General features: G+C 60.6%; 19 protein-coding genes. 14 read left to right on the plus strand and 5 right to left on the minus strand.

Annotated elements, in window-relative coordinates; genetic code table 11:
• Positions 1-172: 172 nt before the first annotated feature.
• The gene (gene upp, locus C7123_RS04200) at positions 173-802 is read right to left on the minus strand and encodes a uracil phosphoribosyltransferase (RefSeq protein WP_037983767.1); all 630 of its coding nucleotides are present in this window, start codon (positions 800-802) and stop codon (positions 173-175) included.
• Between the two features lie 224 nt (positions 803-1,026).
• Here upp and rimP point away from each other — a divergent pair, with 224 nt between their 5' ends.
• From rimP to C7123_RS04270, 14 genes are all read left to right on the plus strand, one after another.
• Positions 1,027-1,494, plus strand: a complete 468-nt coding sequence (gene rimP, locus C7123_RS04205; RefSeq protein ID WP_069175882.1) for a ribosome assembly cofactor RimP — start codon at positions 1,027-1,029, stop codon at positions 1,492-1,494.
• Positions 1,495-1,511: 17 nt separating this feature from the next.
• Positions 1,512-2,999, plus strand: coding sequence for a transcription termination factor NusA (gene nusA / locus C7123_RS04210; RefSeq protein ID WP_083206965.1), 1,488 nt, complete (start codon positions 1,512-1,514; stop codon positions 2,997-2,999).
• A 30-nt stretch (positions 3,000-3,029) separates the two neighbouring features.
• Positions 3,030-6,011, plus strand: coding sequence for a translation initiation factor IF-2 (gene infB, locus C7123_RS04215; protein WP_069175883.1), 2,982 nt, complete (start codon positions 3,030-3,032; stop codon positions 6,009-6,011).
• A 21-nt stretch (positions 6,012-6,032) separates the two neighbouring features.
• Complete coding sequence (locus C7123_RS04220) at positions 6,033-6,617, plus strand: CvpA family protein (protein WP_069175884.1); 585 nt, start codon at positions 6,033-6,035, stop codon at positions 6,615-6,617.
• 604 nt (positions 6,618-7,221) lie between these two features.
• Positions 7,222-8,679: a Fe-S cluster assembly protein SufB gene (gene sufB / locus C7123_RS04225; RefSeq protein WP_069175885.1), complete on the plus strand. Its 1,458-nt coding sequence runs from the start codon at positions 7,222-7,224 to the stop codon at positions 8,677-8,679.
• The gene (locus tag C7123_RS04230; protein ID WP_069175886.1) at positions 8,676-9,380 is read left to right on the plus strand and encodes a hypothetical protein; all 705 of its coding nucleotides are present in this window, start codon (positions 8,676-8,678) and stop codon (positions 9,378-9,380) included. The genes sufB and C7123_RS04230 overlap by 4 nt, the downstream gene beginning before the upstream one ends.
• Before the next feature lie 191 nt (positions 9,381-9,571).
• Positions 9,572-10,324 (plus strand): Fe-S cluster assembly ATPase SufC, encoded by a 753-nt coding sequence (gene sufC / locus C7123_RS04235; RefSeq protein ID WP_037983773.1) that lies wholly within the window; start codon positions 9,572-9,574, stop codon positions 10,322-10,324.
• A 12-nt stretch (positions 10,325-10,336) separates the two neighbouring features.
• Positions 10,337-11,698 (plus strand): Fe-S cluster assembly protein SufD, encoded by a 1,362-nt coding sequence (gene sufD / locus C7123_RS04240; protein WP_069175887.1) that lies wholly within the window; start codon positions 10,337-10,339, stop codon positions 11,696-11,698.
• Between the two features lie 23 nt (positions 11,699-11,721).
• Complete coding sequence (locus C7123_RS04245; protein WP_037985374.1) at positions 11,722-12,573, plus strand: ATPase; 852 nt, start codon at positions 11,722-11,724, stop codon at positions 12,571-12,573.
• Entirely contained in the window at positions 12,570-13,412 is an 843-nt protein-coding gene (gene murQ / locus C7123_RS04250) for an N-acetylmuramic acid 6-phosphate etherase (RefSeq protein WP_069175888.1), read from the plus strand. The genes C7123_RS04245 and murQ overlap by 4 nt, the downstream gene beginning before the upstream one ends.
• Complete coding sequence (locus tag C7123_RS04255; RefSeq protein WP_069175889.1) at positions 13,409-14,143, plus strand: Fic family protein; 735 nt, start codon at positions 13,409-13,411, stop codon at positions 14,141-14,143. The genes murQ and C7123_RS04255 overlap by 4 nt, the downstream gene beginning before the upstream one ends.
• A 398-nt stretch (positions 14,144-14,541) precedes the next feature.
• Positions 14,542-16,431 carry an LptF/LptG family permease gene (locus C7123_RS04260; RefSeq protein WP_069175890.1) on the plus strand — a complete coding sequence of 630 codons (1,890 nt, stop codon included), beginning with the start codon at positions 14,542-14,544 and terminating at the stop codon, positions 16,429-16,431.
• Between the two features lie 17 nt (positions 16,432-16,448).
• The gene (locus C7123_RS04265) at positions 16,449-17,666 is read left to right on the plus strand and encodes a bifunctional 3,4-dihydroxy-2-butanone-4-phosphate synthase/GTP cyclohydrolase II (protein WP_038010371.1); all 1,218 of its coding nucleotides are present in this window, start codon (positions 16,449-16,451) and stop codon (positions 17,664-17,666) included.
• A gap of 252 nt (positions 17,667-17,918) precedes the next feature.
• Positions 17,919-19,112: a pyridoxal phosphate-dependent aminotransferase gene (locus C7123_RS04270; protein ID WP_069175891.1), complete on the plus strand. Its 1,194-nt coding sequence runs from the start codon at positions 17,919-17,921 to the stop codon at positions 19,110-19,112.
• Positions 19,113-19,758: 646 nt separating this feature from the next.
• Here C7123_RS04270 and C7123_RS04275 read toward each other — a convergent pair.
• From C7123_RS04275 to argS, 4 genes are all read right to left on the minus strand, one after another.
• Complete coding sequence (locus tag C7123_RS04275) at positions 19,759-20,895, minus strand: glycosyltransferase (RefSeq protein ID WP_069175892.1); 1,137 nt, start codon at positions 20,893-20,895, stop codon at positions 19,759-19,761.
• A gap of 222 nt (positions 20,896-21,117) precedes the next feature.
• The gene (locus C7123_RS04280) at positions 21,118-22,320 is read right to left on the minus strand and encodes a glycosyltransferase (protein WP_069175893.1); all 1,203 of its coding nucleotides are present in this window, start codon (positions 22,318-22,320) and stop codon (positions 21,118-21,120) included.
• A gap of 128 nt (positions 22,321-22,448) precedes the next feature.
• On the minus strand, positions 22,449-23,543 hold the full coding sequence (wecB, locus tag C7123_RS04285; RefSeq protein WP_069175894.1) for a non-hydrolyzing UDP-N-acetylglucosamine 2-epimerase: 1,095 nt from the start codon (positions 23,541-23,543) through the stop codon (positions 22,449-22,451).
• A gap of 206 nt (positions 23,544-23,749) precedes the next feature.
• On the minus strand, positions 23,750-25,540 hold the full coding sequence (argS, locus tag C7123_RS04290; protein WP_069176428.1) for an arginine--tRNA ligase: 1,791 nt from the start codon (positions 25,538-25,540) through the stop codon (positions 23,750-23,752).
• Between the last annotated feature and the right edge of the window lie 754 nt (positions 25,541-26,294).

Here is a 26,294-nt window from a genome sequence, read left to right on the forward strand (position 1 = left end):
GAAATGCGGTTTCATGCGACATGAAATGGTTTTTCCAATCGAAAATGCCGTTTCATGCGACATGAAACCGCATTTCTATCGGGGCACAAAAAACGCATCCTCCCGACAGCGAACCTTTTTGAGAGAGGCCCCTGTCGAGAGGATGCTTAGCGTTACGGCTATTAGGCGACGCCTACTTTGTGCCGAAAATGCGGTCGCCCGCGTCGCCCAGCCCAGGCAGGATGTAAGCTTGCGGATTCAGTTCGCGGTCGAGCGAGGCGGTGTAGATGTCCACGTCCGGGTGGTTCTTCTGTACGTAAGCCACCCCCTCAGGCGCCGCCACGAGGCACATGAGGCGGATGTTGGTGCAACCCTTCTCTTTGAGCATACGGATCGCGTCCGAGGCACTACCACCGGTGGCCAACATCGGGTCGGTGACGATCACCATACGGCGGTCGATGTCCTCCGGCAGCTTGCAGTAATAAAAGACGGGGCGGTGCGTGTCGTGATCGCGATAGAGGCCAATGTGCCCCACCTTAGCCACGGGCAGCAGGCTCAGCAGTCCGTCCACCATGCCGAGGCCGGCGCGGAGGATGGGCACGATAGCCAACTTCTTGCCCGAGATTTCATACGCCACGGTGCGCTCCATCGGTGTCTCGATCTCGACCTCCGTCAGCGGCAGATCGCGCGTCACCTCGTAGCCCATCAGCATAGCAATCTCGCGGAGCAACTCGCGGAAGTCCTTCGCACCCGTGTTCACATCCCGGATCCGCGTCAACTTGTGGCAGATCATCGGGTGATTAATGATATGCAGTTCACTCATATATCTATAGGTGTTTTGTTTTCAAACGGCGCAAACGTACTTAAAAGGGATCTTTGGAAAAGGTCAGCCCCGGCCCTGCATCTAAGCCACGCCCCCAATCCGCCTTCACCTCTCCAGCCAAAGCCTGGAAAACGCCTTTCCTTAGAAAAAGGCTGATTGATTGTATATTTGCCCCCGAAATTACGACGGGGGAACACTTTGGTTCCCTTTCTTTTTGCACAATAATGATCGAACGAAATACAGTGATGCGTCTGGCTGAAGCCGCCCTGGCCGACTCGGCTTGCTACCTTGTGGATGTCGTCATCGGTGCCGACAACGCCATCGTTGTGGAGATTGACCACGACGAGGCCGTCAGCATCGACGATTGCGTGGCCCTGAGCCAATATATCGAGCAGCACCTCGACCGTGACGCCGAGGATTACGAGCTGGAGGTCACCTCCGCCGGCCTCGATCGCCCCTTCAAGATCGTCCGCCAATACCGCAAGCATATCGGCAGTGAAATCGAGCTCAAGCCCCGCGAAGGTACCCTCCGCACGGGTATGCTCAAGGATGCTGACGAGACGGGCGTCACGCTCACCGTAGCCAAAAAGGTAAAGCCCGAAGGTGCCCGTCGCAAGACCACCGTGTACGAAGACGAGACGTACCGATATGATGAGATAGCATACGCGAAAAGTAAAATCCGATTCAAATAGAGAGAAGACAAGAGAATATGGCCAAGAAACAGGAAACAGTCAGCATGATAGACAGCCTTCAGGAGTTCAAAGACCTGAAGAATATCGACAAGGAGACGATGATCAACGTGCTCGAAGAGTCGTTCCGCAACGTGATCGCTAAAATGTTCGGCACGGACGAGAATTACGACGTGATCATCAACCCCGAAAAGGGCGACTTCGAGATCTGGCGCAACCGCACCGTGGTGGAAAACGGACACGTCAGCGACCCCAATTTGGAGGTCTCGCTACGCGATGCGCAACAGATCGACGCCGACTGTACCATCGGTGAAGAAGTGACCGACGAGGTGCACTTCGCCGACTTTGGCCGGCGCGCCATCCTCAACCTCCGACAGGCGCTGGCCTCGAAGATCCTAGAGCTCCAAAAGGACAACCTCACAGCCAAATATCGCGAGCTGATCGGCACCATCGTCGTGGCCGACGTCTATCAGGTATGGAAGAAAGAGGTGCTGCTACTCGACGACGAAGGCAACGAGCTCCTGCTGCCCAAATCGGAGCAAATCCCCGGCGACTTCTATCGCAAGGGCGAGGCCGTACGCGCCGTCGTGCAGCGGGTAGAGACGGATAACAACACGAAGATCTACCTCTCGCGTACCGACAAGGCCTTCCTGCAGCGCCTCTTCGAAATCGAAGTGCCCGAGATCAACGACGGCCTGATCACCATCCGCTCTATCGCACGCATCCCCGGTGAACGCGCCAAGATCGCCGTCGAATCGTACGACGAACGCATCGATCCCGTCGGTGCCTGCGTCGGCATGAAGGGCTCACGTATCCGCGGCATCGTCCGCGAGCTGCGCAACGAGAATATCGACGTCGTAAACTACACCACCAACACCGCACTCTATATCCAGCGCGCACTCAGCCCGGCCAAAGTCTCCTCCATCCGCGTCGACGAAGAGGAGCATAAGGCGGAAGTCTTCCTGCGCCCTGAAGAGGTTTCGCTGGCCATCGGTAAGAACGGACTCAACATCAAGCTGGCCAGTATGCTTACGGACTACACCATCGACGTCTTCCGCGACATCGATACGGCCGACGAGGAGGATATCTATCTCGACGAGTTCGCTGACGAGGTGGAGCCTTGGGTAATCGAAGCCCTCAAGGAGATCGGTTGCAACACCGCCAAAGCTGTGCTTGCCCTCGCCCCCGAAGAGATCATGGAGCGTGCCGACCTGGAAGAGCAGACCGTGGACGACCTGCTGCGTGTCCTCTCAGCCGAGTTTGAAGACGAAGCTCAACCGGCACCCGACGATTATGCTCCGGAAGAGGAACAACCCGTCGACGAACAGCCCGTTGACACAACCGACGCATCCGAACCCGTCGACGAACAGCCCGCTGAATCCACCGACGAACCGGACGAGACACCGACAGAAGATGAACCGGAAGAAGACGACGCCGACGAAGAAGCGGACGACGACACCCCTGAAGTGTTTCAAGAAGACGACACCGACGAAAAAGAGGAGGATTAAATCAGAGATAACTACACGAGGAAGAGAGATATGCCTGTTAAATTGAACAAAGTATTGAAGGACTTGAATGTCGGCTTGCAGACGGTTGTCGACTATCTGCGCGGGAAGCGTTTCGAGGTCGAAAGCAACCCCAACGTCCGCATTCCCGATGAGCAGTACACCCTGCTCGTTAAGGAATTCGGCAAAAACCTGCCGGAGTCCGAACGAAGTCGTCTGCTCGAAAAAGCTGCACCGACAGAAACGCACGTGAAACCAGAACCAAAGCCGGAACCCGTAGCTCAGGAACCCACCAAGACGGAACCGGATGTGATCAAGACCGAGATACCGGACGACATCCTCCCCAAATTCGTCACCAAAGGCAAGATCGATCTACCCGAAACGAGCGGACACGGATCGTCGCACTCCCGGCGGCGTAAACACAGTGGACATTCTGCGACCACACACCACACGGAGACAAAGCCTGCTGCCCCTGCTCCAGCGTCCTCTGAGGGAGAGGCTAAGCCGGAGACTCCTGCCGTAAGCGCTCCAACCGTTGAGGCGCCTGCCCCCAGCGTAGAGCAACCGAAGGAAGGGACAGCCCCCGTAGAGATCAAGGCGGAGGCCTCTGCACCCACAGCGCAAACGCAGGAAGCGCCTGCACCCATCGCTGAAGCGCCCGCAGAACCAGCTCCGACCGTTGCCGAAACGCCCAAACCGGAGGTATCGGCCGACAGCACGGCGCAGACGGGATCGACGGAGAAAAAGGAGGACGAGGTGTTCCGTCTGGAGACACCTCGCTTGGAGTCGAACATCAAAGTGACAGGCAAGATCGACCTCGCCACCATCAACCAATCCATGCGCCCCAAGCGCAGGGGCTTCGAGCGTAACCGTGACCGTCGGCGGCAGCAACCGCAGGCTTCCGCTACCCCAGCTAAGCCCGCTACATCTGCGACGCCTCATGCCCCCGCCACCCCATCGGCCGCCGCATCCGCCGACGCCAAGAAGAAGCGTAAGCGCATCAAGAAAGACCGCATCGACATCAACGCCGCCGTCAATACGGGTGCACGGTCGAACGACAACAAGCGATCGAACGATAACAAGCGCCCCAAACGCCCCGTGCATACGGAGGTAAACGAGGGCGATGTGCAGCGTCAGGTGAAGGAGACACTGGCCCGTCTGACCAGCAAGGGCGCCAAGAGCAAAGGCGCCAAGTATCGCCGCGAGAAACGTGACGCTGTGGCCTTCCGCGAGCAGGAACTGCTACGCGCCGAAGAACGCGAAAGCCGGATTCTGAAGCTCACGGAGTTCGTCACCGCCAACGACCTGGCCAACATGATGGACGTCTCCGTCTCCGAGGTCATCTCCACCTGCATGAGCATCGGTATGATGGTCTCCATCAATCAGCGACTCGACGCGGAGACGATCAACATCGTAGCCGAGGAGTTCGGCTTCAAGACGGAATACGTCAGCGCCGAGGTGTCGGAAGCCATTAAAGAAGAGGAGGACAACCCCGAGGATTGGGTGCCGCGCCCACCAATCGTGACCGTCATGGGCCACGTGGACCACGGTAAGACGTCGCTGCTGGACAACATCCGCAACGCCAACGTGATCGCCGGTGAGGCCGGTGGCATCACGCAGCACATCGGTGCCTACAGCGTGACCCTGCCCGACGGTCGACACATCACCTTCCTCGACACCCCGGGCCACGAGGCCTTCACCGCCATGCGTGCACGTGGCGCCAAGGTGACGGACATCGCCATCATCATCGTCGCAGCCGACGACAACGTCATGCCGCAGACCGTCGAGGCCATCAACCACGCCTCCGCGGCCGGTGTCCCCATCGTCTTTGCCATCAATAAGATCGATAAGCCCGGCGCCAATCCGGACAAGATCAAGGAGAAGCTCTCGCAGATGAATTACCTCGTCGAGGAGTGGGGCGGCAAGTATCAGAGCCAAGACATCTCGGCCAAGAAGGGCATCGGCGTGCAAGACTTGCTCGAAAAGGTGCTGCTCGAAGCCGACCTTTTGGAGCTGAAGGCCAACCCGAAACGTCGCGCCACGGCCTCCGTCATCGAGTCGTCGCTCGACAAGGGGCGCGGCTATGTGGCCACAGTACTGGTGAGCAACGGGACGCTGCGCCAAGGCGACATCGTGCTGGCGGGTACACACTACGGACGCGTCAAGGCCATGTTCAACGAGCGTAACCAACGCGTGGAGAGCGCTGGGCCATCGGAGCCGGTGCTGATCCTCGGCCTGGACGGTGCGCCACAGGCGGGCGACACGCTCAACGTCTTGGAGACCGAGCAGGAGGCGCGCGAAATCGCTGCACGCCGCGAGCAGTTGCAGCGTGAGCTGGGGCTCCGCACCCAGAAGCGCTTCGGACTCGAGGAACTTGGGCGCCGCCGTGCACTGGGCGACTTCCACGAGCTGAACCTCATCGTCAAGGGCGACGTGGACGGCTCCGTCGAGGCGCTCTCCGATACGCTCATCAAGCTCTCCACCGAAGAGATTCAGGTCAACGTCATCCACAAAGCCGTCGGGCAGATCTCCGAATCCGACGTCGAGCTGGCCGCCTCATCCAGCGCCATCATCATCGGCTTCCAGGTGCGCCCAGCCCAGGCCGCCCGTAAGTTGGCCGACAAGGAGGGCGTCGAGATCCGCCTCTACTCCATCATCTACGACGCCATCGAGGAGGTGCGCTCGGCTATGGAGGGCATGCTCTCGCCCGAGATTCGGGAGGAGATCTGCGGCAACCTCGAGGTGCTGCAAGTCTTCAAGATCTCGAAGGTGGGCACCGTGGCTGGCTGCCTCGTGAAGGAAGGCAAGATCAAGCGCGCCAACAAAGTGCGCGTCATCCGTGACGGTATCGTGATCCACACCGGCGAGTTGGCCTCACTCAAGCGCTTCAAAGACGAGGTGAAGGAGGTCGTGGCCGGACAGGAGTGTGGCCTCTTCATCAACAACTACAACGATGTGCAAGAGGGCGACATGATCGAGCCGTTCGACGAGATCGAGGTCAAGAAGACGCTCTAACCCACAGCCCCCCAGACGCGCATGACCTGGCTGGATATCGTGGTCTTAGGCCTTGTCGGAGGGGGCCTCGTCAAGGGCTGGCACGACGGATTCGTCCGTGAAGTGGCCGTTCTTGGCGCCGTCGTGGCCGTCATCTATTGCTGTTCGCGCGTGGCCCACTGGCTGCGCGCGCTCGTTCTGAGCGCAGGGTGGGTGTCAGAGGGCAGCGTGACGTTCGTCAGCTACATCGGCGCCTTCGTCCTCATCTTCGCCACCGTCCGCCTGGCCGGTCGATGGATAGACCACTGGGTAGACGAGAGCGCGCTCAACATCCCCAACCGCCTGGCCGGTGCGCTCTGTGCCGCCAGCGTCGCCCTGTTCATCAGCAGCTTCACGCTGAACTTCGTCGAGGGGATCGACCGCCACGGCTTCCTCCTCACTGAGGAGACCAAGAGCCGTTCGCGCACCTATCCCTTCATCCGCGAGACGGTACCGACCCTCTTTTCGCCCAAGTTCTTCGTCTGGCGAGAGCGGGATCTACAGGAGTCACATCGCCCCACCCCGACAAGCCGTGGGGGGCGCCCATCTCCAGCCCGGGGTTTGTGCGCAGGGCACCCCAGAATCTGATTCCGGGCCATTGCAGACCGTGCAATTCTTCCAGAATCTGATTCTGAGCCATTGCAGACCATGCAAATCCTCCAGAATCTGATTCCGGGCCATTGCAGACCATGCAATTCTTCCAGAATCTGATTCTGAGCCATTGCAGACCGTGCAAATCCTCCAGAATCTGATTCTGAGCGATTGCAACGCCTGCAACGGCTTAAAAACCCGGTTTTGGACGATTGCAACGCCTGCAATGGCATAAAAACCCGGTTTTGGACGATTGCAATGCCTGCAATGGCATAAAAACCCGGTTTTGGGCGATTGCAATGCCTGCAATGGCGTAAAAACCCGGTTTTGGGCGATTGCAACGCCTGCAATGGCGTAAAAACCCGGTTTTGGGCGATTGCAACGCCTGCAATGGCATAAAAACCCGGTTTTGGACGATTGCAATGCCTGCAATGGCATAAAAACCCGGTTTTGGGCTTTACACGACGTGACGGAGGTAAAACTTGGCACGTTTTTAGCACGCGTGAGGCGGAGCAATCCTCTCCCTGCCCCACCCAAACGAGACATCAACGGCCGCCGCAAGGCACAGCCGACTACATATCACCCTCACACAAACAGACAAATGGAGAAAACAAAGAAGAATACCGACCCGCTACTGGACGAGATCACCGGCAGCGAATACAAGTACGGCTTCACTACGGACATCGACACGGAGCTGCTGCACCGCGGACTCGATGAGGACGTGATCCGTCTGATCTCACGCAAGAAGGAGGAGCCCGAGTGGCTCTTAGACTTCCGCCTCCGCGCCTTCCGCCACTGGCAGACGCTGGAGATGCCCCAATGGGCGCACCTCAACATCCCGCCCATCGATTATCAAGACATCATCTACTACGCCGCCCCGAAAAAGAAGGCCGGGCCCAAGAGCCTCGACGAGGTGGACCCGGAGCTACTCAAGACGTTCGACAAGCTGGGCATCCCGCTCCACGAGCAGAAGATCCTCAGCGGCATGGCCGTCGATGCGGTCATGGACAGCGTCTCGGTGAAGACCACCTTCAAGGAGGTGCTGGCCGAAAAGGGCATCATCTTCTCCTCCTTCAGCGAGGCGGTGAAGCACCACCCGGACCTTGTCCGCAAATACCTCGGCACGGTGGTCGGTTATCGCGACAACTTCTTCGCCGCACTCAACTCGGCCGTCTTCTCCGACGGATCGTTCGTCTACATCCCCAAAGGCGTGCGTTGCCCGATGGAGCTGAGCACCTACTTCCGCATCAACGCCGCCAACACGGGTCAGTTTGAGCGCACCCTCATCGTGGCCGACGACGACGCCTACGTGAGCTACCTCGAAGGTTGCACCGCGCCCATGCGCGACGAGAATCAGCTGCACGCCGCCATCGTGGAGATCATCGCCATGGATCGCGCGGAGGTGAAATACTCCACCGTGCAGAACTGGTATCCGGGCGACAAGGACGGCAACGGCGGTATCTACAACTTCGTCACCAAGCGCGGCATGTGTAAGGGTGAGAGTAGCAAGATCTCCTGGACGCAGGTGGAGACCGGATCGGCCATCACGTGGAAATACCCCTCGTGCATCCTGGCCGGCGACAATTCCGTGGGCGAATTCTACTCCGTGGCCGTGACCAACAACTATCAGCAGGCCGACACGGGCACGAAGATGATCCACCTGGGCCGCAACACCCGCAGCACGATCGTCTCGAAGGGCATCTCCGCCGGACATAGCCAGAACAGCTACCGCGGCCTCGTGAAGGTCACCCCGCGCGCTGAGGGCGCCCGCAACCACAGCCAGTGCGACAGCCTGCTGCTCAGCTCCACCTGTGGCGCACACACGTTCCCCTACGTCGACATACAGAACGAGACGGCCGTCGTGGAGCACGAGGCCACAACGAGCAAGGTGAACGAAGAGCAACTGTTCTACTGCAACCAGCGCGGCATCGACACGGAGAAGGCCGTCAGCCTGATCGTCGGCGGGTACGCCCGCGAGGTGATGAACAAGCTGCCGATGGAGTTCGCCGTCGAGGCCACGAAGCTGTTGCAGATCTCTCTGGAGGGAAGCGTGGGATGAAACGGCGTCGGCTCCTCCTGTTGCTGTCCATCGTGGCGGTGGGCTGGATGACAGCCTTCGGCCAAGACGATTGTCGGCGCCGGTGGGCCATCAACGCCGGCGGATCGCCCTTCGCACAACCGGTGCAGACGGGCAGCTACCCCCGCGCTATCGTCGTGACGCATGGCACGGAGTGGTTCGTGACCGGCGAGCTCGCACTGCCCGACAAGTGGGCCGTCGAAGCGGGTTACTTCCACACGGAGATCGTTTACGACAACGACGCCGCCCGCACCATGCAGGGCCTGCGGTTAGGGATGAAGCGCTACTTCCTGCCCGACCGCTTCCCCGTGCAGCCCTTCCTCGCGGCCTCGGCCTGGGGCAACTTCGACGAACGCGTCCGTCGCACCACGGCGCCCTATTTGGACAGCCACGCGACGTATTACTTCCGCAACCCGCGTCTGTCCCTTTCGCCCGGCATCGGGCTGGACTGTTACCTCTTTTCGTCCATCGCCCTCACGCTGCGCTACGACTTTGTCATCGGCCTCGGCGCCCGCACGGCGATCGACCAGCCCGGTGGAGGCATCGACATGGGCTCCAGCTATGCCGACCGCGGCATGTATCACGACCTCAGCGTCGGCCTCAAGGTCAACTTCCCCTTCTGCTTCCGCGAGGGCGACGCCTGGACACTTTTCTATATGATACTCGACAACATCCTCTACTAAGTTGGGCGCGGCCCTCCCCTGCCAGGTACCCGGCCAGCTTGGCCGGCCTCCCTGAGGCCTTGATCTTCTTTTGCTTCTTTTCTTCCATCAAGGGAAGAAAAGAAGGACCAGAGAAGAAGCAAGGAGCAGAGAAGAAGCCCCCAACTATTTCACCCTACATACATATAACCTACCCCTTATCACCCCCTACTATGTTATTAGAGATAAACAACCTACATGCCGGCATCGACGGCAAAGAGATATTGCGAGGCATCGACCTCCGCGTGAACGCCGGCGAGATACACGCCATCATGGGCCCCAATGGCTCGGGCAAGAGCACACTCAGCAGTGTGCTGGTCGGCAATCCAGCCTTTGAGGTGACTCAAGGCTCAGTGACCTTCCAAGGCAAAGACCTCCTGGAGCTGGCCCCCGAAGAGCGCAGCTGCGAAGGCATCTTCCTCAGCTTCCAGTACCCCGTAGAGATCCCCGGCGTGAGCATGGTGAACTTCATGCGTGCGGCCGTCAATGCCCGCCGCGAGTACCGTGGCGAGGAGCCCGTTTCAGCCACCGACTTCCTCAAGTTGATGCGTGAGAAGCGCGAAATCGTGGAGCTGGACAACCGCCTGATGAACCGCAGCGTGAACGAGGGCTTCTCCGGCGGCGAGAAGAAGCGCAACGAGATCTTCCAAATGGCCATGCTCGAACCCACGCTCGCCATCCTCGACGAGACGGACAGCGGCCTCGACATCGACGCCCTCCGCATCGTGGCCAAAGGTGTCAACCTGCTCCGCCGACCGGATAACGCCACCATCGTCATCACGCACTATCAGCGCCTCCTGGACTACATCAAGCCCGACGTGGTGCATGTACTCTACCACGGACGCATCGTCAAGACAGGCGGCCCAGAGCTGGCGCTCGAGCTGGAGAAGAAGGGATATGATTGGATCAAGGAACAGAACGATTGACCCGCTGCTGACATGAACTCCGAACAACAATACATCGACCTCTACTTGAGTCACCGCGACACGGTGCACCGTCATGCACCGGCGTGCATGAACGCACCGCGTGACCGGGCTTTGGAGGATCTGCGCCGCGGGGGATTCCCGTCGACAACAAGCGAGTACTACAAATACACCGACATGCAGGAGGCCTTTGCGCCGGACTATGGCCTGAACCTCGACCGCCGACCGGTAGCTATCGAGACGGCCGACCTCTTCCGCTGCAATGTGCCCAACCTCAGCGCCACGCCCTGCTTCGTGGTCAACGACACGTTCTACTCTGACGGCCGACTCGAGGCTTCCCTCCCCGCAGGCGTCTACGTGGGCAACATCGCTGGCTTTGCCGAACGTCACCCCGAGCAGGCCGCGCGTTACTACGGGCAGGCGGCTCACACCAACCACGATGCGATCGCAGCGCTGAACACACTCTTCGCGCAAGACGGCCTCGTGGTCTACGTGCCCGCCGGCGTCACTCTGGAGCGGCCCGTGCAGCTGATCAACCTCTTCCGCAGCACGGAGCCTATCATGGCAAATAGGCGCATCCTCTTCGTCGTAGAAGATGGCGCCTCAGCCAAACTGCTCGTCTGCGATCACAGCATGGGCGACACCGATTTCCTCTCCACAGAGGTGATCGAGATCATCGCCGGCCGCGACGCAGTAGTCGACTATTACGACCTCGAGGAGAGCTCCATCCGCACGCGCCGCTTCTCCTCACTCTTCGTCACACAGGAAGCCGGAAGCAACGTGCTCGTTAACGGTATCACGCTCAACAACGGCCAGACACGCAATAACTACCGCGCCCGCATCAATGGCGAAGGCGCCGAGCTGACCCTCTGCGGTATGGCCATCGAAGACCGCGAGCAGCGCGTGGACACGTACTCGCACATCTCGCACCGCGTGCCCCGCTGCACCAGCAACGAGCTCTTCAAGTACGTCCTCGACGACCGCGCCGTGGGTGCCTTTGCCGGTCGCATCCTCGTCTGCGAGGGCGCCGACAAGACGGAGGCTTACCAGACGAATCGCAACATCTGCATGACGCGTGAGGCTCGCATGTACAGCAAGCCACAGCTGGAGATCTACGCTGACGACGTGAAGTGCTCGCACGGCATGACCACCGGCCAGCTCGACGAGCAGGCGCTCTTCTACATGCAGAGCCGCGGCATCCCCCTGTCCGAAGCGCGCATGATGCTGAGCGTGGCCTTCACCTCCGACGTCATCGACCGCGTCCGCCTCGAGCCGCTCAAGGAGCGCTTGCGCACGCTTGTAGAGCGACGTTTTCGTGGTGAGCCCGCCCGCTGCGCCGGCTGTGAACACGCCAATGGCGGGAGTGTGAAAGGGTAATTTCGTTTTTAGACTTCTCACTTATGATCCTCATCGCCGATAGTGGTTCCACCAAGACACAGTGGAACGTCATCCGCCGCGGACAGCTCGTCTGCGAAGTCTTCACTAAAGGCCTGAACCCCTACTTCCAAACGTCCGAAGAGATGGGGCGGGAACTGCGCAGCGCGCTACTCCCCCACATTCCAGCCGGGCCCTACGCCGCTGTCCGATTCTTCGGCGCGGGGTGTACCCCGGAGAAGATCAGCGGCATGGAAGAGATGCTCCGGGCCAACCTGCCCGTGGATGGTGGCGTTGTAGAGGTAGGCAGCGATATGCTTGGCGCCGCGCGTAGCACCTGCGGCCGCGAGGCGGGCATCGCCTGCATCCTTGGCACCGGCTCCAACTCCTGCTTCTACGACGGCACGGCGATCACGGCCAACGTCTCGCCCTTGGGCTTCATCCTCGGCGATGAGGGTAGCGGCGCCGTGCTCGGCCGACTGCTGGTGGGCCTGCTGCTGAAGAACCAACTGGGCGAGGAGCTGAAGGAGCGCTTCCTCAGCGAATACGGTCTGACAACGGCCGACATCATCGAACGCGTCTACCGACAGCCCTTCCCGAACCGTTTCTTGGCGAGCTTCTCGCCCTTCATCACCCGCCACCTCGACGATCCACGCATGCGGCAGCTCGTCCGCGGCGCTTTCAAGGACTTCTTCGCCCGCAACGTGATGCAATACGACGGCTATACGGATCACCCCGTGCACTTCGTCGGCTCCGTAGCCTACCATTACCAGCCACTCCTCCGCGACACCGCTGAGGGCCTTGGCCTACGCGTTGGCACCATCGCCCAAAGCCCGATGGAAGGACTCCGGGCCTATTATTCATCGAACTACCTATGACAGCATTTACGAAGATTACGGAGCAAGATTCGCTCTACGACAATTTAGAGAACAAGAGCGTCCGCGAACTGCTGGACGACATCAATCGCGAGGACCGCAAGGTGGCCGTAGCCGTCGGCGAGGCTATTCCGCAAGTAGAAAAACTGGTCGAACAGATCGTCCCGCGCATGCAGCGTGGCGGGCGCATCTTCTACCTCGGTGCCGGCACCAGCGGACGCCTCGGTGTGCTCGACGCATCGGAGATACCGCCCACGTTCGGCATGCCGCCCACACTCGTCATCGGACTCATCGCCGGTGGCGACACAGCGCTGCGTAACCCGGTGGAAAACGCCGAGGACGACACCCAGCGCGGTTGGCAGGAGTTGCAGGAGCGTCACATCACGGCCGACGACACCGTGGTCGGCATCGCAGCCTCGGGCACGACGCCCTACGTGGTTGGTGCCCTACGTGCAGCGCGTCAGGCGGGCATCCTCACGGCTGGCATAACGAGTAATCCCGGATCGCCCGTGGCTACGGAGGCTGAGATACCGATCGAAGTCGTCCTCGGCCCGGAGTTCGTCACCGGAAGCTCCCGCATGAAGTCCGGCACGGCGCAGAAGATGCTCCTGAACATGATCACCACCTCGGTCATGATCCGCCTCGGCCGAGTGAAGGGCAACAAGATGGTGAACATGCAGCTGAGCAACCAGAAGCTCGTCGACCGTGGCGCGCGCATGCTGGTGGGCGAGCTCGGCCTCTCCTACGATCGCGCCCGTACCCTGCTCCTCCTCCACGGCTCGGTCAAGAAAGCTCTCGACGCCTTCGGTCGGGAGGGAGGGGACAAAGAGCAGACGAGGTGAATCATCGCACGAACACACCGCTCCTCGTTGCCCTCCGTGAGCAGAAGGCCACCCGACTGAAGGGGGGCATCTATCACCGCACACAAGTGGATCTGACTTACAACTCGAACCGTATCGAGGGTAGCCGCCTGACGCACGAGCAGACGCGCTGCATCTTTGAGACGAACACGATCGGGCTAACGAATGACGCGGTAAACGTGGACGACATCCTCGAAACCGTCAACCACTTCCGCTGCGTCGATCGGATCATTGACGAGGCTGACCAGCCGCTGACGGAGGCCTTCATCAAGGAGCTCCATGCCATGCTGAAGCAATCCACGACGGACAGCCGACGGGAATGGTTCGCTGTGGGCGACTACAAGCGACTGCCCAACGAGGTGGGCGGTATGGAGACTTGCCCTCCTGAGGAGGTGGCGGATCGCATGCAGTCGCTTCTGGCCGCATACCGCGCCGATCCTCACCCGACGCTCGAGTCACTTATCGACTTCCACCACCGCTTTGAGTCCATCCACCCCTTCCAAGACGGCAACGGGCGTGTCGGCCGACTGATCCTCTTCAAGGAGTGCCTCGGACAGGCCATCGTCCCCTTCATCATCACCGACCGCCTGAAGCCGTTTTACTATCGCGGCCTGCGGGAATGGGGACGGATGAACGGTTACCTGCTCGATACCTGCCTCACGGCACAAGACGAGTATCGCGCACTGATGCAGTATTTCCGGATTGGGGAATAGCATAAGTATCCCCCACCCGACGTTGGAACTACGACAGCCTCTGAACCGCCTCCCATTGTCAGCCGTCAGAGGCATGCTCCCGCGGGGATTCAGGGCATTGACAACCGTCAGAGGTATGCAAAACGCGTTTTACACGCCATTGACAACAGTCAGAGGCACTCAAAACGCATTTTGCATGCCGTTGACAACAGTCAGAGGTACCTAAAACGCGTTTTACGCCCCACGGACAACAGTCAGAGGCACTCAAAATGCGTTTTGCATGCCATTGACAACAGTCAACGGGTCATCTGTTAAGAAATTTCACACTTCGACACCCGGCAGAGGCCGCCAAACGCCCATCCCCTCCCTTTTTGCACTACTTTTGCCCTCGTCTCTTCCGAAGAGATGCACCCCCCAGGATGAAGCGATTGTATATTTTCCTACTCAAAACATTCCTACCGTTGTTCTTCATGACCTTCGGTATTTGTCTTTTCATCGTACTCATGCAGTTCCTGTGGAAGTACGTGGACGATATGGTCGGCAAGGGCATCGGTATCGGCGTCCTTGCCGAGATGTTTTTTTACGCCGCCCTCTCCTTCGTGCCCATGGCCCTGCCGCTGGCCATCCTACTGGCCTCGCTGATGACGTTTGGCAACCTCGGCGAGCAGCTCGAGCTCCTGGCCATGAAATCCGCCGGCATCTCCCTGCCCCGCATCATGCAGCCTTTCATCGTCCTGCTCGCCTTCGTGGCCGTCGGGGCGTTCTTTTTTCAGAACAACATCATCCCCCTCTCGCAGGTCAAGATGTACACCCTGCTCAGCTCCGTGCGCGACAAGTCGCCCGAGCTCGAGATCCCCGAAAGCACCTTCTACAGCCAGATCTCAGGCTTCAACGTGTACGTCAAGAAGAAAGATCACGACGGCCTGCTGCACCACCTGATGATCTACGACTACTCCGACGGATTCAACAACGCGCAAGTCATCGTGGCCGACTCCGGACGGCTGAAAGTCTCCACCGATAAGCAGTTCCTCGTCCTCTACCTCTTCGACGGACGCATGTTCAAGAACCTCCGCGATCAGGGCGAAGCCACCGAAGGCGGCGCAGTGCCGTACCAGAAAGAATCGTTCAAGTCACGCGAGATCCTCATCCGCTTCGACTCCGAATTCCACCGCGCCGACGAGTCCGCCATGCAAGACCGCTACGTGGGTAAGAACCTCGCCAGCCTCCGTACCTCCATCGACTCCATGACCGTACGCCTCGACAGCGTCAAGGAGTCCAACGCCCGCGAGGTCTACGCCCACTCCTACCGCCGCGACCTCAACCCCACCGTCGACACCTCCGCAGCCCACGCACCTGCGCCGCAGCCCACGCCCGAAACCTTCGACAGTCTGCTGGCCGAGCTATCGCCCGAACGCCGCACCGCCTACATACAGAGCGCCCGCAACACCATCGAAATGATCAAGGCCGACAACGAGTTTCAGGCCGACATCCTGGCCAGCGACGAGAAAGAGATGCGCCGCCACCACACGGAGATGCACAAGAAGTTCACCCTCTCCTTCGCCTGCCTCATCTTCTTCTTCATCGGCGCCCCCTTAGGCGCCATCATCCGCAAGGGTGGCCTAGGCATGCCCGTCGTCATCTCCGTCTTCCTCTTCATCTTCTATTACGTCATCGACAACATCGGGTTCAAGATGGCCAGCAACGGCATGTGGCAACCCTGGCAGGGCATGTGGCTCAGCTCTGCCGTACTGCTGCCCCTCGGCATCTTCTTGACCTATAAAGCATCGAACGACTCGGCCATCCTCAACGCCGACACCTACACCGAGGCCCTCAAACGAATCATCGGCAAGCGCCCCACGCGAAAGGTGGAGAGGAAGGAAGTCATCATGTACGCCCTCGACTACGCCGCATGGAGCCGCCGCATCACCGCATTAGACACCGACATCAAGGCCTACCTCCAAGGCTCCCGACGCTGGCTGCCCTACTTCCGCTTCTGGCGTCAGGGCGGCCGCGATCCAGAGGCGGAGCGCATCGCCCGACAGCTGGAGGACGTCGTCGAGGAGGGCCGCAACTCCGACCGTCACTTGGTGCTCAACAAGCTGATGGACTACCCCATACTCAGCGGATACGACCTCGTCGATTTCCGCATGAGCCCACGTGCAGGGCGCATCATGGCGTGGATCTTCCCCGTCTCCCTGCCCATCTATCTACTCTCTATGATCCGACGCAAGCTGCTACTTAACGACCTGCGCACCACCCTCCGCGTCTCGGGTGAAATGCAGACGCTCATCCCTAACGATAACTCGTAAATACACCCTCATATAAAATGAACCGATTGAACACAATCAAAGAAGCGATCGAAGACTTCCGCGAAGGCAAGTTCCTCATTGTTGTCGACGACGAAGACCGCGAGAACGAAGGCGACTTCATCATTGCCGCCGAAAAGATCACCCCTGAGAAAGTCAACTTCATGCTCAAGAACGGTCGCGGCGTGCTCTGCGCCCCCATCACGGAGGAGCGTTGCGAGGAGCTGGGCCTGGGCATGCAAGTGGCCCATAACACCTCCACGTTAGAAACGCCCTTCACCGTCACCGTCGACCGGCTCGGCATGGGCTGCACTACGGGCGTCTCCATCTACGACCGCGCACAGACCATCCGCGCACTGGCCGATCCGACTACGAAACCTACCGACCTCGGTCGGCCGGGGCACATCAACCCGTTGCGGGCCCGTTCGCGCGGTGTGCTGCGTCGCGCTGGACACACCGAAGCCACCGTCGACATGGCTCGCCTGGCCGGACTCTATCCCGCCGGCGCACTGATCGAGATCCTCAACGAGGACGGCACCATGGCCCGCATGCCACAGCTGATGGAGGTGGCCGAACGTTTCAACATCAAGATCATCACCATCCGTGACCTAATCGCCTACCGCCTCCGCACCGAGTCGCTCGTGGAGGAGGGCGTCGAGGCGAAGCTGCCCACCGAATACGGCCCCTTCCGTATCATCCCCTTCCGCCAGAAGAGCAACGGCCTGGAGCACGCGGCGCTGATCAAAGGCAACATCGGCGAACGCCCGGACGAACCCGTGCTGGTGCGTGTACACTCCTCCTGCATGACGGGCGACATCTTCGGCTCCCTGCGCTGCGACTGCGGCGAGCAGCTCCACATGGCTATGCGCATGATCGAAAAAGAAGGGCGCGGCGTGGTGGTCTACCTCAACCAAGAGGGCCGCGGCATCGGGCTGATGGACAAGATCCACGCCTACAAGCTGCAAGACGAAGGCATGGACACCGTCGAGGCCAACCTGCACCTCTGCCATAAGGCCGACGAGCGCGACTACGGCGTGGGTGCACAGATCCTCAGCCGCATCGGCGTCACCAAAATGCGCCTCATCACCAACAACCCCGTCAAGCGCGTCGGACTCGAAGCCTACGGGCTGGAGGTGGTCGAGAACGTGCCCATCGAAGTCGCCCCCAACGAATACAACGCCTTCTACATGCGCACCAAGAAGGAACGCATGGGCCACACGTTGACTAACGTAGAATGAGGGCTGCGCCCTCAGGTAGTTACGGCCTTCGGCCGGGTAGTTAGAAGGAAGTTAGAGGTAGTTAGAAGTAGCCCTGTAACTCCCCCCTACTACCGCCTCCGAAGGAGGCATAACTACCCTATGACTACCCTGTAACTACCCTATAACTACCGCACCGAAGGTGCATAACTACCCGGCCGCAAGGCCGTAACTACCGCCTCCGAAGGAGGCATAACCACCCTATATAACAACCAACCATAAATAGAATCAACAATGGAACATCTTTCTGTTCGCCTGACGAGTCTCTCGTCGTCTGCCACACTGGCCATGTCGCAGAAAAGCAATGAGCTGAAGGCACAAGGCGTCGACGTCATCAACCTGAGCGTCGGCGAGCCCGATTTCTTCACCCCCGACCCCATCAAGGCCGCGGCGAAGAAGGCCATCGACAACAACTTCTCGTTCTACAGCCCCGTCCCGGGCTTCTTAGACCTGCGGAAGGCCATCGTCGCCAAACTCAAGCGGGAGAACGGCCTCGACTACACCGTCGATCAGATCATCGTCTCCAACGGCGCCAAGCAGTCCATCTGCAACACCCTGCTCTGCCTCGTAGATCCGGGCGACGAAGTCATCGTGCCCGCCCCCTACTGGGTAAGCTACGTGGAGATGGTCAAGCTGGCCGAGGGCACGAACGTGATCCTGCCCGCCGGCATCGACCAGAACTTCAAGATCACGCCCGAGCAGCTCGAGGCCGCCATCACGCCCAAGACCAAGGCGCTCATCCTCTGCACGCCCTCGAACCCCACGGGCAGCGTCTACAGCCACGACGAGCTGGAGGCCCTGGCCGACGTCCTGGCGCGTCACCCGCAGGTGGTCGTCATCTCCGACGAGATCTACGAGCACATCAACTACGTCGGCCGCCACGCCAGCATCGCCTCCTTCCCCGTGTTGCGCGACCGCGTGGCCGTCATCAATGGCGTCTCCAAAGCCTACGCCATGACCGGCTGGCGCATTGGCTTCCTGGCCGCCCCGCTGTGGCTGGCCCGGGCCGCCAGCAAGCTGCAAGGACAGTACACCTCGGGGCCCAGCAGCATTGCGCAGAAAGCCGCCTGCGAAGCCTTCTCCGGCGACCAGGCGTGTGTCGAGGAGATGCGCGTGGCCTTCAAGCGTCGGCGCGACCTGATCTGCCGCCTCTGCCGCGAGATCCCCGACATGCGTCTGGCTGTGCCCGACGGCGCCTTCTACATCTTCCCCGACGTCAGCCGTTACTTCGGCCGCAGCGCCGGCGATCGCAAAGTCTACGACTCGGCCGACCTGGCCATGTACCTCCTGGAGACGGCCCACGTGGCCACCGTCGGCGGTCATGCCTTCGGCGCCCCAGACTGCATCCGCCTCTCCTACGCCGCCTCCGACGAGGCCATCATCGAGGCCATGCGCCGTATCACCAAAGCGCTGTCTGAACTCAAATAGAACCGTGGGGGCTTTGCCGCGTAGCGGAGAGTCTTCATTACACACGCTTGTATGTAGCGGGGGTGCGGGATACGGTCTCGGCCCCCGCTCTTTGTTTTTGGGCCATTGCATGCCCTGCAATCCTCGTAAAACCCGGTTTTGGGCCATTGCACGCCCTGCAATTCTCATAAAACCCGGTTTTGGGCCATTGCACGCCCTGCAATCCTCGTAAAACCCGGTTTTGGGCCATTGCACACCCTGCAATCCTCGTAAAACCCGGTTTTGGGCCTTTGCACACCCTGCAATTCCTCTAAAACCCGGTTTTGGGCCTTTGCACACCCTGCAATTCCTCTAAAACCCGGTTTTGGGCCTTTGCACACCCTGCAATTCCTCTAAAACCCGGTTTTGGGCCATTGCATGCTCTGCAATTCCTGTAAAACCCGGTTTTGGGCCATTGCACGCCCTGCAATTCCTCCAGAATCTGATTCTGAGCGATCGCACGCCTTGCATTTCCTCCAGAATCTGATTCTGAGCGATTGCACGCCTTACATTTCCTCCAGAATCTGATTCTGAGCCATTGCAGACCTTACAATTCTTCCAGAATCTGATTCTGAGCGATTGCATGCCTTGCATTTCCCCCAGAATCCGATTCTGAGCGCTGCCCCATCTATGCAACGCGCGTCCCCTCGATCATCTCCAACAGCCGCCGCGCCTGCGCCTCGTTGGAAAAGGCGGGGAGGAGCAGTCGGCGACGCGCATCGAGTTCGGCGTCGCGAAAAGGGACGTCCATCAGGCGGCGACACGTGTCGACCAGCTCGTCGGGCGTGGCGCCGATGTGGCAGAGGCTGTCCAACCCGCTTCCCGCCAGCATCGTCGGGTTGACCACCACGTGTCGGCCGGCAAAGAGGCTGTTGAGCAACTTCAGCTTCAGGCCCGTGCCCTGAAACGTGACAAGCAGGTGGATCTGCGCCTCGCGGATCAGGCTGTCCATGCGCTCGGACGTGGGGTTGGCCTCGACGGTGATATGCGCCTGGCACGCCGCCTCACGGAAGAGTGTCGGCGTGGGATCCATGCCGGCGATGATGCAGCGCGCGGGGGCGAGGCGGGGGAAGACGTGGCGGATGAGGTACAGCGCGGCCTGCTCGTTCTCCTTCACCGAGAGCTTGGCGTGATAAAGGATGAAGTCCGAGCGGCCGGGCACGGTGCTGACGCTGTCGTGGGCATGGAAGCAGGGGATGAAGGTGACGCGCGAGTCGGGCAACAGGCGGCGCAGGGCGTCGGTGTCGGTGGTGGAGACGGCTGCGACGAGATCGGCCGCGGCGGCGTGGGGCAGGTAGCGACGGAAGCGCCACGCCTCAAGACGGTAGAAGAGTCGGCGGAGCGGATGGCGCTCAGCCTGGCCGATGGCCCGGTAATAATCGTGCTCGATGTTGCACGAGCGGAACACTTTGACGCGCCCCGCCAGGCGTGGGTCGTCGATGCAGAAACACGTGTGCAGGCCCTCGAAGAGGATCGGCGCGTCGTCCTGCAAGAGGCGTTGCACGAGTCGTTCGTTGCGTCGGCCGGCCACGTTGTAAGGCTCCAGCGTGAGGTTCGCAAGCATCCCCGTGCGACGCGGGTAATAGTGCACCTCGGCGCAGATGCACTCCAGCTCCGGGGCGCGCGGGCGCTCGTATTCGTAGCAGTGCAGGATGAGCCGTACGCCGAGCCGGTGGAGCGCCAGGAGCTTATAATAGATATCGATGACGCCGCCGTAATTCGGGGGGTACGGGATGTTGAGGGCGATGACGTGGAGGGTGAGCATAGAGGGTAGAGGGTGGAGGATAGAGGATAGAGGGTGGAGGGTGGAGGGTAGAGGGTAGAGAGTGGAGGGTAGAGAGTAGAGGGTAGAGAGTAGAGGGTAGAGGGTGGAGGATAGAGGGTGGAGAGAGGAGAGCAGGGGAGAGACAAATGATGTACCCGGCTCTACCCTCTACCCTCTAATCTCTACCCTCTATGACAGGTACCCGGATCTACCCTCTACCCTCTACTCTCTACCCTCTATAATCCGTGCGAACTGTCCGGCTTGTGCGCGGCGGGAGAAGCGGCGGACGGCCGCGCGGTCGGGATCGGCGGAGGTGAAGCCATCGGTCTGCCAGCGGCGGTAATGATGGAGCAGGAAGCGGTGCACCTCCTCCTCGTTGTGGGCCGACAGCCCGGAGCGCGTCTCGGCGATGGTCTGCTCCAGGCACCCCTCGTCGCCACGAACGCAGAGGATAGGTTTCTCTACGGCCAACGCCTCAAAGAACTTCGTCGTCATAATGCCCTGCGGACCGTCGGGCGCGGCGCGGTTGGTGAGCAGCAGCAACACGGAACTCTCGTTGAGTACATCAGGCACAGCCGTGGCGGGCACCATGCCGGGATAGTCCATGAACGGTGCGCAGTCGTAGCGCTCGGCCTCCTGTTCGATGATGCGCCGGGAGGCCGCGTCGGTGAACCAGCGGATGCGGAACGTCTCGGGCGTGATCTCACCCTCGGCCGCAAGTCGGGCGACGGCCCGCAGCAGTAGCTCGGGGTTACGCATGGCCGTGCTCAGCAGGCGACCGGTGTACGTGACGCGAAACTGCGGCGTGCGGACGGTGCGCGGGGCGAAGAGTTCGGGGTCGTAGCCATTATAGATGAGGTGCACGTGCGGGTTGCGTTGGCGGAGCACCTCCACATGCCACGGCGAGATGGTCGTCACAGCCTTCGCCTCCTCCAGCGCGCGGTTGCGGATAGCGAGGCTGCGCGCGCGGAAGAGTCGGGCGACGATCCGCTCCACGCCGAAGAGTCGGGGCAGCGGGTGCGACAAGTATTCGTCGCCCGCATACTGCTCGATGATGTCGCGCAGGTCGACGACGAGCGGCAGGCGGTGACGGCGCGCGATGCGTCGGGCGGCATCCAAGGGAAACTCGCGATAGGTGCTGCACAGCACGACATCGCACGGCCGCTCCGCCAGCTTTCGCTCCGCCGCACGCTCCAGTCGGGCTGTCTTGCGACCGAAGAAGACGTCGGTCAGGCTGGCCATGCGTGACGCAGGGACATAGGTCACGTCTACCCCTTCGCGCAGGAAGTCGAACGTGTCGCCCGGCACCTGCTCGGTCACTACGACAGGCGTCCATCCCTCACCCGCGAGGTACTTGCAGAGGTAGCCCATGCGGGGGCCGAAGGCGGGGGGGAAGAGGTCGCAAAGAATGAGTACGGATTTCATTTGTAGAGGATAGAGGGTAGAGGGTAGAGGATAGAGAGTAGAGGATAGAGGATAGAGAGGAGAGAGGAGAGAGTGGAGCAGGAGAGAGACAAATGATGTACCCGGCTCTACCCTCTACCCTCTACCCTCTAAAACAACGCCCGAACAATGTGCTCCGCCGCATGGCCATCGCCAAAGTCGGCTATCTCGTGGCGCGTGGGCGACGGCTCGTACAGGGCACGGAGGATGCGGTCGGGGTCGCAACCTACGACGCTGTTCCAACCGGCCTCGACCGTCTCCGTCCACTCTGTCTCGTCGCGCAACGTGACGCAGGGCGTGCGGTGGAAGTAGGCTTCCTTCTGGATCCCGCCCGAGTCGGTGAGGATGGCGGCGGCGGACTGTTCCAACCGCACCATATCCCAGTAATCGACCGGATCCGTCAGGCGCACCGCGTCGCTCAAGGGGGCAAGCAACCCGTAGGCTTCGAGGCGCGACCGCGTGCGGGGATGCAACGGCCAAACGACGGGGCACGTGGGCGTGGAGGCCTCGATGAGGGCGCGGACGATGGCCGTGAGACGCGTGACGTCGTCCGTATTCTCGGCGCGGTGGACGGTGGTGAGATAGAACGCTTTCGGCGTGAGGCCAAGCGATTCGATGACAGTCGAGCGACGGGCGGCGAGGCTCCCGAAGATGAGGGCGGCGTCATACATCACATCGCCCGTGTGCATGACGCCATCGGTGATGCCCTCGCGGCGGAGGTGGTCGATGGCGGCATGCGTGGGGCAGAAGAGGCGGTCGGCCAAGTGGTCCGTAAGCACGCGATTGATCTCCTCGGGCATGCGTCGGTTGAAGCTGCGCAGACCGGCCTCGACGTGTGCCACGGGGATATGCAGCTTGGCGGCCGTCAGTGCACCGGCGAGCGTGGAGTCGGTGTCGCCGTAGACAAGGACGCGGTCGGGGCGCTCGTCGAGGAGCACGCGCTCGATGCCCGTCATCATGCGCGCCGTGGCCTCGGCGTGACTGCCGATGCCGCCACATTGCAGGTTCCATGCGGGGCGAGGGATCTCGAGGGCACGAAAGAAGACGTCGCTCATGTTCGCGTCGTAGTGCTGGCCGGTGTGCAGGATCTTTTCTTCGATCTGAGAACTATCGGTGGCGCGGCGGTTATGCTCGACGATGGCACGGCTGACAGTCGCGGCTTTGATAAACTGGGGACGTGCCCCGAGGATGGTGATGAGCTTCATGTATGGGTGGAGTTACAAGTGACGAGTGACGAGTGACGAGTGACAGGCGTCATGGATAGGCTTATTGGGGACTTTGTCCCCTGACCCCTACCTTCTTTTCTTCCCTTGATGGAAGAAAAGAAGGCAAAAGAAGATCAAGGCGCCAAGGGGCGCCGGCCAAACTGGCCGGGTACTTACTATGCACTTGTAACTCGTAACTAAAGACTTTACATCCGCTCTGGCATTTCGATGCCGAGGAGCGACATGCCGGTGAGAATCACCTTGGCCGTCTCGGCCGACAGCGTCAGGCGCAAGGCGCGCACGCGTTCGTCGGCCTCGCCGAGGATCGAGTAATCGTGATAGAACTGGTTGAACTCCCGCACCAGATCGTACGTGTAGTTAGCGATGCAGGCCGGGCTGTACGTCTCGCCCGCCTCACGCACGACGTCGGCAAAGTCGGCCAGCGACTGCACCAAGGCTTGCTCCTTGGCGTTGATCGGCGTATCGGCGGGCAGCGTGGCGGGGACGGTGAGCCCTTGCTCGGCGGCCTTACGCAAGACGGAGCGGATGCGCGCGTAGGTGTACTGAATGAACGAGCCGGTGTTGCCATTGAAGTCGATCGACTCCTTGGGGTTGAAGGTCATGTTCTTCCGCGGGTCGACCTTCAGGATGAAGTATTTCAGGGAGCCGAGGCCGATGATGCGGATGATGTCGTCCGCCTCTTCGCGGCTGAGGCCGTCGAGCTTGCCCAGCTCGTTGGAGATGTCGCGCGCTGTGGCGATCATCTCGTCCATCAGGTCGTCCGCATCGACGACGGTGCCCTCGCGGCTCTTCATCTTGCCCTCGGGCAGCTCCACCATGCCGTAGGAGAAGTGGATCAGGCCGCGGCCGAAGGCGAACCCGAGCTTGTCGAGCAGGAGAGAGAGGACTTGAAAGTGATAGTTCTGCTCGTTGCCGACGACGTAGATCATGCGGTCGATGGGGTAATCGTCGTAGCGGAGCTTGGCGGTGCCGATGTCTTGCGTCATGTAGACCGACGTGCCATCGGCGCGCAGGAGGAGCTTCTCGTCGAGTCCGTCGGCGATGAGGTCGGCCCAGACGGAGCCGTCGGGGCGACGGTAGAAGAGTCCGCGCGAGAGGCCCTCGAGCACTTTATCGCGCCCCTCAAGGTAGGTCTGCGACTCGTAATAGATCTTGTCGAAGCCGACGCCAAGGCGGCGATACGTCTCGTCAAAGCCGGCGTAGACCCAGCTATTCATCGTGGCCCAAAGGGCGCGCACCTCCTCGTCTCCGGCCTCCCAACGGCGCAGCATCTCGCGCGCCTCGGCCATGAGTGGCGACTGGGCTTCGGCCTCCTCACGGGTCAGCCCGGTGGCCTCGAGCGTGCGCAGCTCCTCGCGGTAATGCTTGTCGAAGAGCACGTAGAAGTCGCCCACGAGGTGGTCGCCCTTCTTACCGGTCGACTCCGGCGTGGCGCCCTCGCCCCACTTCTTCCACGCGAGCATGGACTTGCAGATGTGGATGCCGCGATCGTTGACGATGTTCGTCTTGACCACCCGGTTGCCGTTGGCCTCGAGGATGCGAGAGAGGCTATAGCCGAGCAGATTGTTGCGCACGTGGCCGAGGTGGAGGGGCTTGTTGGTGTTCGGCGACGAGTATTCGACCATGACGAGGGGCGACTCCGCCGTGATGGGGCGTGTGCCGAAGGCGTCGTCGGCATGGATGGCGCCGAGCGCCTCCACCCAGCGGCTGCCGGCGATGGTGAGGTTGAGGAAGCCTTTGATCACGTTGAAGTCGGCCACGGCGGGCTCGTGCTCGCGGAGGTACTGGCCGATCTCGCGGGCCGTCTCTTCGGGCGACTTCCGGGATATGCGCAGGAAGGGGAAGACGACAAGGGTGAGGTGGCCCTCAAACTCCTTCTTTGTCTTTTGCAGCGCGGTTTGTTCGGGCGCCACGGTGTGGTTGTAGAGCGCCTCGATGGCAGCCCGTACGGCCGCCGAGAGTTGTTGTTCGATCATCTTTATAGAGGTCATATAATGTAGTTAGGAGTAGTCAAAAGGAGGGAGAAGTAGCCGTTCAACGAGCGCCAGCCGCTCCTTTTTTGACGGGGGCAAAGGTAAGTCCGCGGTTTACGCAGTCCAAGGCGGGCGGAGGCGGGGGCTGCGAAGTTGGGCCGGGGGCATCAGGGATGCCTGCCAAGTTTGCCGGGTACTCGTGTAGGGGCGAATTGCATTCGCCCCCAGACATCCCGCAGGGATGAATGATCAGGCGGCCGGGAGCCAAAGGGGAATTGCCAAATCTTTCTACTTTCGCCGACGCTCTTCGGGAGGGGGCATTTCCCGACTAAGGAAATGGGGCCAACCTTCGGGAGAGGCCATTTCCCGACTAAGGAAATGGGGCCAACCTTCGGGAGAGGTCATTTCCCGACTAAGGAAATGGGGCCAACCTTCGGGAGAGGTCATTTCCCGACTAAGGAAATGGATCCAACCTTCGGGAGAGGGCATTTCCCGACTAAGGAAATGGGGGCAACCTTCGGGAGAGGCCATTTCCCGACTAAGGAAATGGGGCCAACCTTCGGGAGAGGCCATTTCCCGACTAAGGAAATGGGGCCAACCTTCGGGAGAGGCCATTTCCCGACTAAGGAAATGGGGCCAACCTTCGGGAGAGGTCATTTCCCGACTAAGGAAATGGGGCCAACCTTCGGGAGGGGGCATTTCCCGACTAAGGAAATGGATCCAACCTTCGGGAGGGGGCATTTCCCGACTAAGGAAA

Source organism: Tannerella serpentiformis (assembly GCF_003033925.1).
Classification (GTDB): Bacteria; Bacteroidota; Bacteroidia; order Bacteroidales; family Tannerellaceae; genus Tannerella; species Tannerella serpentiformis.